At 42.3% G+C, this 12,126-nt stretch carries 11 protein-coding genes; 2 read left to right on the top strand and 9 right to left on the bottom strand.

Annotated features, from left to right (window positions below):
* Positions 1–44 precede the first annotated feature (44 nt).
* From M2369_RS00675 to zapA, 6 genes are all read right to left on the bottom strand, one after another.
* Positions 45–500, bottom strand: a complete 456-nt coding sequence (locus M2369_RS00675; RefSeq protein ID WP_046344177.1) for an Imm63 family immunity protein — start codon at positions 498–500, stop codon at positions 45–47.
* Positions 501–662: 162 nt separating this feature from the next.
* Complete coding sequence (locus M2369_RS00670) at positions 663–1,067, bottom strand: DUF350 domain-containing protein (RefSeq protein WP_007501637.1); 405 nt, start codon at positions 1,065–1,067, stop codon at positions 663–665.
* Between the two features lie 14 nt (positions 1,068–1,081).
* On the bottom strand, positions 1,082–3,439 hold the full coding sequence (locus tag M2369_RS00665) for an endonuclease MutS2 (RefSeq protein WP_259253380.1): 2,358 nt from the start codon (positions 3,437–3,439) through the stop codon (positions 1,082–1,084).
* 21 nt (positions 3,440–3,460) lie between these two features.
* Positions 3,461–5,173, bottom strand: a complete 1,713-nt coding sequence (gene polX / locus M2369_RS00660) for a DNA polymerase/3'-5' exonuclease PolX (RefSeq protein WP_256688571.1) — start codon at positions 5,171–5,173, stop codon at positions 3,461–3,463.
* 114 nt (positions 5,174–5,287) lie between these two features.
* Positions 5,288–5,821 carry a CvpA family protein gene (locus M2369_RS00655; protein WP_039166871.1) on the bottom strand — a complete coding sequence of 178 codons (534 nt, stop codon included), beginning with the start codon at positions 5,819–5,821 and terminating at the stop codon, positions 5,288–5,290.
* Between the two features lie 7 nt (positions 5,822–5,828).
* Positions 5,829–6,086 (bottom strand): cell division protein ZapA, encoded by a 258-nt coding sequence (zapA, locus tag M2369_RS00650; RefSeq protein ID WP_008345998.1) that lies wholly within the window; start codon positions 6,084–6,086, stop codon positions 5,829–5,831.
* A 134-nt stretch (positions 6,087–6,220) separates the two neighbouring features.
* Here zapA and rnhC point away from each other — a divergent pair, with 134 nt between their 5' ends.
* The gene (gene rnhC / locus M2369_RS00645; protein WP_138278842.1) at positions 6,221–7,144 is read left to right on the top strand and encodes a ribonuclease HIII; all 924 of its coding nucleotides are present in this window, start codon (positions 6,221–6,223) and stop codon (positions 7,142–7,144) included.
* A 41-nt stretch (positions 7,145–7,185) separates the two neighbouring features.
* Here rnhC and pheT read toward each other — a convergent pair whose 3' ends face one another.
* The 3 genes from pheT to M2369_RS00630 form a co-directional block, all read right to left on the bottom strand.
* Positions 7,186–9,600 carry a phenylalanine--tRNA ligase subunit beta gene (gene pheT / locus M2369_RS00640; RefSeq protein ID WP_259253272.1) on the bottom strand — a complete coding sequence of 805 codons (2,415 nt, stop codon included), beginning with the start codon at positions 9,598–9,600 and terminating at the stop codon, positions 7,186–7,188.
* Positions 9,601–9,615: 15 nt separating this feature from the next.
* Positions 9,616–10,650 (bottom strand): phenylalanine--tRNA ligase subunit alpha, encoded by a 1,035-nt coding sequence (pheS, locus tag M2369_RS00635; protein WP_096881720.1) that lies wholly within the window; start codon positions 10,648–10,650, stop codon positions 9,616–9,618.
* Positions 10,651–11,026: 376 nt separating this feature from the next.
* Complete coding sequence (locus tag M2369_RS00630) at positions 11,027–11,770, bottom strand: TrmH family RNA methyltransferase (protein WP_259253271.1); 744 nt, start codon at positions 11,768–11,770, stop codon at positions 11,027–11,029.
* Between the two features lie 113 nt (positions 11,771–11,883).
* Between M2369_RS00630 and sspI the strand changes: the two genes are divergently transcribed.
* The gene (gene sspI, locus M2369_RS00625; protein WP_008346010.1) at positions 11,884–12,105 is read left to right on the top strand and encodes a small acid-soluble spore protein SspI; all 222 of its coding nucleotides are present in this window, start codon (positions 11,884–11,886) and stop codon (positions 12,103–12,105) included.
* Positions 12,106–12,126 lie beyond the last annotated feature (21 nt).

Genomic DNA, 12,126 nt, shown 5'->3' with positions numbered 1-12,126 from the left:
GGCTGTTTGCTTTTTTCAAATCGAGCTCGTTCCATGACACATCTTCATTTTTTCGCCGGTGTTTCTATAGAGGCTCTTTTCCCTTCATGATGCCACTTTTCGTATAATCCACCGATCGCACGAAATGACTCATGGACTCTCTCCACAATCTGTTTATGGATACTAGGGTCATTAGGTAAATGTGTGTGGATGTTGTCCACTTGATATTGTCTCATCATGTCTAGATACACAGTTAGAAAGATGGTGTCTTCTAAAATCCAATAAATGACTTCATCCGCCTCTTTTGTTCTTTTATGAAGCACTTTAATCCCTCGTTCATATTGAATAAGAATATAGCCGGCTGGATCAATTTCAATATAGGGGCTCAAATCATCAAAAAAACCAGTCGTTTGAAAAGGACGTGCAATATACGGTTCATATATGTCTTGGGGAAGAGATGTCTTTTTGAGACAACTGTCAATGCGCTTTATGAGTTCGTCTTTTTGCAAGATTTGATTCATTCTGATTCGCCGCCTTTGATGAGTGAAAAGCTGTCAAGATTTTCCCTGACAGCTTTCTAGAATGTATTCTTCATTTTACAGGAACATGTAAACGGCACCAATAACCGCAAAAGTGCAGGCAACTACAATTAATACTTTGGCTAGTTTTTCCATGTCGTCTCCTTAAATGCCGGCTGCTACTACATAAGACAGCCCAACAGAAATAATGAGTGAAATAAACCCGACCGCTCTATTATCATTCTCAATCTCTTTGTCTACTTTAAATCGTGGTGTTAAAAATTCAAAAATGAAATAGCTGACGAGTAGCATCACAAAGCCGTATACGCCCCATCCGACCATTTGAAGAAGCGAGTTGTGCTGGGCGATGGAATGCTGAAAGACATTAGCAATCCCAAAAATCTTCCCGCCGGTTGCCATAGCAACAGCTAAGTTCCCCCGCTGAATCTCTTCCCAGTTTTTATAGGAGGTCACGAGTTCAAATATGGTAAGAAATAAGACAAGACATAGGACAGCCACGCTGTAATAGGCGGCAATTTCCACAAGTTCATTTTCCCAAAAGGCTTTCATGCGTTTTCTCCTTTTTACTTTAATTCGACGATGGTGACGCCTGATCCTCCCTCGCCTTGTTCTCCAAAACGAGCATTTTTTACACTACGGTGCTGTTTTAATAATTCCTGGACCCCTTTTCTCAAGGCGCCAGTGCCTTTACCGTGAATGATCGACACACGCGGATAGCCAGCTAAGACGGCATCATCTAAGTATTTCTCGACTCTGCTTAAGGCATTCTCATAACGCTCTCCTCTTAAATCAAGCTCAAGTGATACATGATAGTCTTTTCCTTTGACCGCCGTGATGGCTTTCTCTTGTTTAAATTCCGGTGCTGATTTGATAAATTCCATATCTTTTTCTTTTACTTTCATTTTTAGAATGCCCATTTGGACACTCCATTCTTTGTTACCCGTTTGTTCGATGAGCGTTCCTTTTTGGCCAAACGTCAGCACTTTGACTTCATCGCCTGGCTTTAGCTGTCTTGCTGCTTTTTTCACCGGCTCTGGTTTTTTCTTACGGTCAAACTCAGGGACAGCTTCTTCAAGACGCTTTCTCGCATCAATGAGTTCATGTTCTTTGAATGAACGATGCTCACTTTTAATGGACCGAAGCTCCTGAATAATCTCTTCTGCTTCTTTTGTTGCTTGTTCAATTTTTTCTGCCGCTTTTTGTTCGGCTTCTTCAAGCAGTTTGTCCTTTTGTTCATTCCATTCAAGGATTTGTTTTTGCAATTCTTTATGGAGCTTCTCTGCTTCTTTTCTATAGAATTCCGTCTCATGCAGTTCTTCTTCTGCTTGTTTTTTGCTGTCTTCTAATGAAGCAATCATCTGATCGACTTCATTATGTTCCGCGTGCATATCTGCTTTTGCACGATCAATTAAATGATGAGGCAGTCCTAGACGCTTGGAAATTTCAAATGCATTACTTCGTCCCGGCACCCCGATGAGCAAGCGATATGTAGGGGATAAGGTTTCAATATCAAACTCTACACTCGCATTTGTGACGCCTTCTCGGTTATATCCGTATGCCTTCAGCTCAGGATAGTGAGTCGTTGCGATGACGCGCGCATTTGTTTGATGAACTTCATCTAAGATGCTCATCGCAAGTGCTGCACCTTCAGCAGGATCTGTCCCCGCACCTAATTCATCAAATAACACAAGTGAATTAGACGTCAAATGCTTTAAGATATCCACAATATTGACCATATGAGATGAGAATGTACTCAAGCTCTGTTCAATAGACTGCTCGTCTCCAATATCAGCAAAGACTTGATCGAATACAGCCACTTCTGATCCTTCTTCGACTGGAATATGAAGACCTGCCTGCGTCATCAGCGTAAGAAGTCCGAGTGTTTTTAAAGTGACGGTCTTACCGCCTGTATTTGGACCTGTGATGACGATCGTAGAAAAATCTTTGCCCAGCTCAATATCATTTGCCACAACCTGATCTCGGGGCAATAGGGGATGTCTTGCCCGTTTTAAATAAATCTCCCCTTGGTTATTCACAGTAGGTTTTGTGGCTTTTTCTGCTTTTGCATATTTGGCTTTGGCGAAAATAAAATCTAATGTCTGAAGTTCATTCACATTATGAAGCAATTCATCAATGTGCTCTGACACACTCGCTGTCAGCATTTGCAAAATCTTTTCAATCTCTTGCTTTTCTTTTAGGCGAGTTTGCTGCAAGGTGTTATTTAAATCTACGACCACCTGCGGCTCAATAAAAAGAGTTGCGCCTGAAGAAGATTGATCGTGAACAATCCCTCCATAATTCGAGCGGTACTCTTGTTTTACGGGAATGACAAACCGATCATTACGAATCGTCACAATGGTGTCTGACAGCATTTTCGAGGCAGATTGTGAACGAATCATTGATTCTAATTTATCTCGTACTTTTGATTCTAGTGATCGTAACTGCGTTCGTATGGTGCGGAGGGCTGGCGTTGCGTGATCAAGCACTTCTCCATTATCACCAATACAGCTTTCGATTTCTTTTCTCACGTCTGGCAGTAAAATCAGCGATTCTGCATATGTATGAAGACGGGGTATCTCTACTCCGTCCTCATACGTAGAGGCGAGAAAGTGCTTCATGTTTTTTGTGGTATATAACAGCGCCGCAATTTCCATCAGCTCAGAAGGGCTTAATATACTGCCTATTTCTGCTCGTTTGACTCCTCGTCTAATATCCGTTAACCCGCCAAATGGCGCAGATCCTTTTAAACGAATCACATCTTGCGCTTCTGCTACCTCTTCTAGCAGATGCTGAATGCTCTCGATATCTGTGAGTGGTATTAAGTCCTGCGCTTTTTCTTTCCCTAAAGTCGAAGCAGTATAGGACATGACTTTTTCTTTTACTTTATGAAATTCTAATGATGCTAACACTTTTTGTTGCAGCATGGTCCAGCCTCCTAACGACTACCTGTCACGCGTTAAAAACTTTTTCATCTCATTGAGTGAAAATGTATTCACGACATTTGCTTTTGGTGTCCATCCTTTTCTTGCAGCTGTGACACCGACGTCCATATGATCGAGCATAGCGATGTTGTGTGCATCTGTATTGATCATGATGTTCACACCCGCTTCGTTTGCTTTCATTAAATGCTCTGTTTTTAAATCAAGTCTTGACGGGTTGCTGTTGAGTTCCAGTGCAGTGCCCGTTTTTTTCGCAAGCTCTATGAGCTGATCAATATTTAAGGCATAGCCGTCTCGTCTACCGATCAAACGGCCAGTTGGATGGGCAATTAAATCCACATGCTGATTATTCAAGGCATTTTCTAGGCGCTCCATAATGACTTCCTCCGGCTGAGAGAAGCTAGAATGAATAGACGCAATGACAAAATCCATGTCTGCTAGAAAGTCATCATCATAATCTAACGATCCATCCGGCAGAATATCCATTTCGACCCCTTTGAAAATGTGAAAATGCTCGAATTCTTGATTCAGCTTGTCAATTTCTTTTGCTTGCAAACGCAAACGTTCTTTTGTTAAACCGTTTGCTACTTTTAAATATTGTGAGTGGTCTGTGATCGCCATGTATTCATAGCCTTTTGCGATACATGCCTCTGCCATTTCGCGAATAGAAAAAGCGCCATCACTCCATGTCGAGTGCATATGAAGGTCGCCTTTGATATCTTTTCGGTCTACAAATTGCATACTTTCTTTATACGAATCAATCTCTGCTCCGGTTTCACGAATTTCTGGCGGAATGAGCGGAAGTTGGAAATGTGCATAAAAAGCGCTTTCGTCTTCAAATGTTTTCACATCCCCAGTTTCGATCGTTTCAACCCCATATTCACTAATACGCTCACCGCGTTCCTTCGCAAGCTGGCGCATACGAATGTTATGATCTTTTGAGCCAGTGAAATGGTGCAGCGTTGTTGCAAATTGGTCTGTTGTCACAAGCCGGAAATCTACACTGATTTCAAAATCAAGTGCAAGCATGACAGATACCTTCGTATCACCGCTCGCAATGACATCTTTGACATCATCAAGAGCAACAAGTTGTTCTCTCACTTGTTCAGGATTATCAGTCGCAATGATGTAATCTAAATCTTTGACCGTTTCACGCGCACGTCTTAAACTGCCCGCTCTTGAAAAGCGGATGATTCCCTCCATTTGTTCCAGCGCATCATCAATTCGCTCTGCCACATCTAATGCAAAACCAATTGGCAGTCGTTCTGGCTGCTTCCCTGCCTCCTCAAGAGCGGCAAGAATCTTTTCTTCTGTTTTTTTGCCAAACCCAGCAAGCGTTTGTACTTTTTCCGCTTCACATGCTTCTTTTAAAGACTGTGCATCGTGAACACCAAGCTCTTGGTAGAGCTTAGCAATCTTCTTCCCGCCGAGTCCTTGCAATTTTAAGAGCGGGACAAGTCCTTCAGGCACTTCTTTTTTTAATTGTTCGAGTGTTTCAGACTGTCCTTTTTCGATATACTCTGTGATCACAGCAAAGGTTCCTTTTCCAATGCCGGGTAATGCTAATAGGTCATCTATTTGAGAAAGACTGCGGTCATCTTGTTCCAGTGCCGCAGCTGCTTTACGAAAGGCAGAAATTTTAAAAGGATTATCTCCTTTTAGCTCCATATAAACTGCAATTGTTTCAAGAAGTTTGATTATATCTTTTTTATTCATCTCTCATCCTCCAGCCGCTTTGGCATCTTCCTATATAAATATACAAACTTTCCCTTCATCCTACAACTTTCTGTCATGGAATGAGAAAAAACTTCTCCAAGAAAGGAGAAGTTCTTAAACTCCATACGTCGACCAGAGGTCTTTGACAAGACCGGACAGGTAAGGGGTGCTATTTACGATCACATCTGCTAACATTGATTTGCTCATCATGGCTTGAAGCGCATCGACTGGAAGTAATGCAGCCACAAACAATAGAATAAACACAAATAGATAGGTTTCAAGAAATCCTAAAACAGCGCCAAGCAGTTTGTTGACCTGTTTAATCACAGGGATACTTGCAATGGTTGTGAGCAATCCGCCGATGATAGCGAGCAGGATTTTGGTCAAGATAAACAGAATGATAAACGCAATGGTATTATAATAAGCTGTTTCTAGATTCCCACTAAAGAAAGCGAGCTGCGCTTGACCGCCGCTAAAATTAGGTGCTGGAATCCACGTAAGCTGTGGTGCAAGTGACTGATAAAACATAGAAGCCACTAAAATAGAAACAACAAAGCTAATCAATTTAATAAATTGAAGAATAAACCCGCGTTTTAGACCGACAAGCGTTCCCATAAGAAGCAAAAACAAAATGATGATATCGATCACGGTAATTTCATTCCTTTTCTTTTAGATGAAGCTCTAGTTTTTCGTATTGCTCTTTTAATTTCAAGTAGTCGTGGACGACATTGACTGCTGTCAGTACAGCTAATTTGTTTATATCAAGGTATGGATTTTTTTCATTGATTTCTCTCATTTTATCATCAACAATTGAAGCAACATGTCGCATATGCATCTTCGTTTCTTGGCCGATGATCGTATAGGACTGTCCGTAAATCTCAACTGTTGTTTTCGTTTTACCGCCGTCAGACAACGTTTCTCCTCCATTCCACGAGAATCCTAGTCTCTATCATAACATGTTTAGACATTGAATGGAAAGACGAGCCCTTCCCTGTTATGGTACACTTTAGAAATCAATGATATCAAGGTAAAAAGGAGTTATCCACTGTGCCCCAATCCGTCTTAAAAGCAACATCAGAAGACATGAAAAAAATGAAGAGCGTGTACGCTCAGCATTTAACTGACATTTTGCCGCCAGGCGCTCTTTTTCAAGCAAAGGTTCCCGGCTGTACGATTACAGCCTACAAATCTGGAAAAGTACTGTTCCAAGGACAAAAGGCAGAAGCTGAAGCGAGTCAGTTCAACCATTTACAAGCAGCTGAAACAAAAAGCAAAAAAACACCATCCATCACACAGTACAGCCCACCACCCGGCATTGCTTCCATGTCGGTTATTGGCTCAGATGAGGTCGGTACTGGCGATTATTTTGGACCCATTACGGTCTGTGCGGCTTATGTTGATTCCAGTCAGCTTGCTCTCATGAAAGAGCTCGGGGTGAAAGACTCAAAAGGACTAAAAGATCCGCAGATTATCAACATTGCCAAAGACTTGATCAAAACCATCCCGTTCAGCCTTCTCGTGCTTCGGAATGAAAAATACAATGCGATGCAAGAAAAGGGCATGAGCCAAGGGAAAATGAAGGCACTGCTTCATAACCAAGTCATCACCTCCGTGCTAGAAAAACTGGATGGCAAGAAACCAGAAGCCATTCTCATTGACCAATTTGCCGAACCAGGCATTTATTTCAGGCACCTTGCGGGGAAAAAGATCATTCGGGAGCGTACATATTTTAGTACGAAAGCAGAAGGCATCCACTTATCGGTTGCTGCAGCTTCTATTATTGCAAGGTATGCTTTTTTAATTGAAATGGATAAATTATCAAAAGCAGCGGGCTTTGACATTCCAAAAGGGGCCGGTCCGCATGTTGACAAAGCGGCAGCAAAGCTGATGAAACAGCACGGCGAAGAGGCTTTACGCCAATTTACAAAACTTCATTTTGCCAACACCCAAAAAGCGAAAAAATGGTTATAATCAAAAAAGAGCTATCGCGCATAAAGCGATAGCTCTTTTTATTATCCGCGCAAGACGGCTTGATACGTATCTTCTAATGCTTTCAATACGTTTGTATGAACAGCCGTGACTTCTTCCTCGGTCAACGTTTGTTCTGGGTTTAAATATTGCAGAGAGAATGCAACAGACTTTTTGCCTTCTTCCATATGCTCACCCTCATACACATCAAAGACGGAAAGGTCTGTGAGCAATTGGCCGCCAGCTTCATAAATGACTTGCTCCAACTGTCCGCTTGAAATATGCTGATCGACGACAAGTGCGATGTCTCTTGTCACTGCTGGGAATCTCGGAATAGCCGTATATTTCATATCCTCTGTTTCAGACGTCATCACATCTGTTAAATCAAATTCAAATACATACGTTTCTTTTAAATCTAATTCTTTTTCCACTACTGGATGAAGTGCAGCTACAAAGCCAATCACTTTTCCATTTAAATGAACATCGGCTGTACGTCCTGGGTGAAGGCCCTCACGCTCTGCTTGAACATACGTGATCTCTTCTGATACTCCAAGCTTTTCAAACAGCCCTTCTGCAATACCCTTCGCTACATAAAAATCGACAGCTTTTTTCTCGCCCTGCCAAAGATTTTTATGCCAAAGACCTGTTAACGCACCTGCCACATGCTCTTTCTCAACTGGTTTTGCGCCTTCCGTTTCCGCTAAGAAAACAGAACCCGTTTCGTAAAAGGCAAAAGAATCAGCTTGTCTTGCTAAGTTATATGCGACAGAATCAAGTAAGTTCGGCAGAAGGCTTTGTCTCAGCACACTGCGTTCCTCACTCATTGGCAGGGAAAGTCTTGTTTGATAAGCTGGATTTAAAGCAAAGGCTGTGGACTTATGCTGATTCGTTAATGAATACGTAATCGCTTGAGAAAGCCCTGCGCCCTCTAAGAAACGTCTCACCTTTCTGCGCTTCACTTGGTATGGCGTGAGACCGCCAACGGTACCAGCTGTCGCAGGCAGTGTAGATGGAATATTGTCGTATCCGTATAATCTCGCGACTTCTTCAATGAGGTCCTCTTCAATCGTAATATCCATTCTGCGGGAAGGAACCGTTACGACAAGCACATCATTTGATTCACCCACATTAAAGCCTAGTTTGTTGAAAATCTGAATCATATCTTCTTTTGAAATGCTCATGCCAAGCACCTTGTTCACACGCTCCGTTGATACGTGGATGACATTCATACTTGTTTCAAGGTGGTTTTCCTCAACTGTACCGCTTAGCACTTCACCGCCTGCATAGGTGCTGATCAATTGCGCTGCTCTTTCGGCTGCTGATTTCGTCCGCTGCGGATCGAGCCCTTTTTCAAATCGTGTGCTTGATTCACTGCGAAGCCCTAAGTCTCTAGATGCTTGACGGACGGTTTGACCGTTGAAATATGCCGCTTCTAAAAGAATCGTTGTCGTCTCATCACGCACCTCTGATTCAAAACCGCCCATGACACCTGCAACAGCATGCGCTTTTGTGCCATTTGTAATGACAAGATGCTTCGAAGACAATGTACGTTCTTGTTCATCCAGAGTTTGAATCATTTCATTTTCAGCCGCTTTACGTACGACCACCTGCTTTGAACCAAACCGGTCATAATCAAAGGCATGTAGAGGTTGACCGTATTCAAGTAAGACAAAATTCGTAATATCCACGACGTTGTTAATTGGGCGGATACCTGCATTCATCAATCTTGTTTGCATCCAAAGCGGTGCTGGTCCAATCTTTACGTTTTTAATGATCTTCGCTGCATAAAGTGGATTCGCTTCTTGATCCTCAATTTTAACAGAAATATAGTCTGCTGCTTTTTCAGAAGAAGTGTCATGCGCTGTATCAGGAAGCTTGATGTCTCTCCCTAAAATGGCGGCAACCTCATAAGCCACTCCTAGCATATTAAGAGCATCGGCACGGTTTGGTGTTAAGCCAAGTTCAAGTACCGCGTCATCTAATTGAAGCGCTTGAAGGGCATCATCTCCTGGTTTCACGTCATTCGGGAAAACAAAGATACCTTCTACATATTCTTTTGGTACGAGCTTGCTCTCTACGCCTAATTCTTGCAGAGAACAAATCATGCCATGAGACTCTTCACCGCGCAGTTTTGCTTTTTTAATTTTAAAGTTTCCAGGAAGGACTGCACCAACCGTTGCGACAGCCACATGCTGTCCTTTATCCACATTTGGAGCCCCACATATAATTTGCACCGGTGCGTCTTCGCCGATATCAACAAGACATTTGTTTAATTTATCCGCATTCGGATGCTGTTCACGTTCAATGACGTGTCCAACGACAACACCTTTGATGCCTTCGCCTTTATACTCAACGGCTTCCACTTCAATTCCGCTTCTTGTGATTTTCTCTGCTAATTCATCCGGCTGAATGCCTTCTAAATCGACATAGTCCTCTAACCATTTATATGAAACAAACATGTTGATTTCCTCCTCTTAGTCCTGCTTAAATTGCTTCGTGAATCTAATATCATTTGTGTAGAAATGACGAATGTCATCTATGCCGTATTTCAGCATGGCAATACGTTCAACACCCATTCCAAAAGCAAAGCCTTGATAACTATCTGGATCAAATCCGCTCATTTTCAATACATTCGGGTGTACCATTCCTGCACCTAAAATTTCAATCCAGCCTGTTCCTTTACATACAGAACAGCCTTTCCCGCCGCATTTAAAGCATGACACATCAACTTCAACGGAAGGTTCTGTGAATGGGAAAAAGCTTGGGCGCAGTCTAATTTCACGATCTTCACCAAACATTTTTCTTGCGACTGTCTCAAGCGTTCCTTTGAGGTCACTCATGCTAATATTGTGATCGACCACAAGTCCTTCAATTTGCATGAATTGATGGGAGTGAGTGGCATCATCGCTGTCACGTCTATATACCTTACCAGGGCAGATGATTTTCACAGGGCCTTGGCCTTTATATTTCTCAAGTGTACGTGCTTGAACGGGTGATGTTTGCGTTCTCATGAGTGTGTCTTCAGTAATATAGAAGCTGTCCTGCATATCACGTGCCGGATGTTCTTTTGGAAGATTGAGCGCTTCAAAGTTATAGTAATCTGTTTCCACCTCTGGGCCCTCTTCAACGGTATAGCCCATGCCGATAAATAAATCTTCAATATCTTCTACGACAATCGTTAATGGATGTCTTGCCCCAATTTTGATCGGACTTGCTGGTAATGTGACATCAATGGTTTGAGAAGCCAGTTTCTTTTTCACTTCTTCTGCTTCTAGCTGCTCATTTTTTTCAGCAATGGCACCAGCAATCTGCTCTCTCACTTCATTTGCAAGTGCGCCCATTTTTGGTCTTTCTTCAGCGGAAAGCTTGCCCATTCCGCGCAGCACTTCTGTAATCGGACCTTTTTTCCCTAAATATTGAACACGAATATTATTGACTTCTTTGAGCGAGCTGGCTGCTTCTACCTTCGCTATCGCTTCTGTTTCAAGCTGTTTTAACGTTTCTTGCATGAGTGTTATCCTCCTTTTAATATACAAAACCGTCTGAATAAACGGGTGTTTGATTGTTTGAAGACAATAAAAAAACCCGCCCCTCCAAAAAAGAAGGGACGAGTTGTGGTCGCGGTACCACCCTTGTTAAGCACAAATATATGTGCGAATAAGCTTCATTGACATAACGGAATCAAACGAATCCGGTCCACCTTTACGCAAAATCTGCGGTCCCGGTGACAACTCCAGAGGTGAATTCCTGTTTCAGCATTCCTTAAATGCACTTTCAGTCTACGATGCATTCTCCCTATTAGGACGCTCCGTGAAACAATCTTCCTCTATCATGGTTTTTAAAATATTAGTTTCATTATAGTGAAAAATAGGACGTGTTGCAACACTATCCGCGCAAATGATAGACAAGAACCGCTGCTGCCACAGCCACATTTAATGATTCCGCTTGTCCGTACATCGGAACATATAAATTTTGATCTGTCATTTGAAGAATCTCTGGATCAATACCTGCTCCTTCGTTGCCCACAATTAACGCAAATGGACCTTCTGATGCTATGTGTCTATACTCTTTCGCATCTTTCAAAGCACTCCCATATACGGGTATACCTTGCGCCTTTAATGCTGGAATTGTCTGTTGGAGTGTTTGTTTGAAGATAGGCAGGTGAAAATGAGACCCTTGTGCTGAACGGAGCGTTTTTCCGTTAAACGCATCAACGGTTCCATCCCCTAGGACCACAGCATCAAGACCCGCTGCATCTGCTGTCCGAATAAGTGTGCCTAAATTCCCCGGATCCTGTACTGCATCTAACAGAAGCATTCGTTCATACTTTTTCTCCTCAAATACAGGAATTGTACAAACCGCTGCGATTTGCTGAGGTGTTTCCGTTTCCGTCATCGCAGTAAAAGCCTCTTCACTTAATTCATACAACTCAATATCAGGCTCGATGTCAGCAGGGAGCATATCAAGCGTTGCGACCATTAACTCTTTCACAACCCCGCTTTTTAATGCTTCTTCTACTAAGTGTTTTCCTTCAACAAGGAACAGCCCTGTTTTCGTTCGTTCTTTTTTTGTATGGAGCTTTTTCCATTGTTTAATGTGTGCGTTTTTAGCTGATTCTATATATTTCAAGCGACTTTAACTCCTTTAAATATCATGAATTTATTATATCTCAAGCACACTACATAATAAACCTGTCTTTGAGACAGAATAGGGCTATCACCATCAAAAAAGGAGTGTGGGCAATGGATTTTAATTTAAGAGGCGCAGTGATTCAAAACATTACTGGCCATAATCAAGAGCAGCTTGAGCATACGATTTTAGATGCGATTCAAAGTGGCGAGGAAAAAATGCTGCCAGGGCTTGGCGTTTTGTTTGAGGTGTTATGGCAAGAGGCATCAGAAGATGAAAAAAATGAAATTCTTGAAACATTAGAGCAGGGCTTAAAGCCTGAGCATCAGCAATAAAAAGAAGCCGGTTTGCTTATC

This window comes from Bacillus sp. JUb11, assembly GCF_024807925.1.
In the GTDB taxonomy this organism is placed as follows: domain Bacteria; phylum Bacillota; class Bacilli; order Bacillales; family Bacillaceae; genus Bacillus; species Bacillus altitudinis.
Note: the sequence above shows the minus strand (reverse complement) of the source record. Positions and strands in the feature narration are given on the sequence as shown.

Excerpts from the sequence above, each read along its gene's own strand:
- polX (WP_256688571.1), bottom strand. The coding sequence starts at position 5,173 with ATGAATAAAAAAGATATAATCAAACTTCTTGAAACAATTGCAGTTTAT.
- pheT (WP_259253272.1), bottom strand. The coding sequence starts at position 9,600 with ATGTTTGTTTCATATAAATGGTTAGAGGACTATGTCGATTTAGAAGGC.
- pheS (WP_096881720.1), bottom strand. The coding sequence starts at position 10,650 with ATGCAAGAAACGTTAAAACAGCTTGAAACAGAAGCGATAGCGAAGGTA.
- M2369_RS00675 (WP_046344177.1), bottom strand. The coding sequence starts at position 500 with ATGAATCAAATCTTGCAAAAAGACGAACTCATAAAGCGCATTGACAGT.
- sspI (WP_008346010.1), top strand. The coding sequence starts at position 11,884 with ATGGATTTTAATTTAAGAGGCGCAGTGATTCAAAACATTACTGGCCAT.
- M2369_RS00670 (WP_007501637.1), bottom strand. The coding sequence starts at position 1,067 with ATGAAAGCCTTTTGGGAAAATGAACTTGTGGAAATTGCCGCCTATTAC.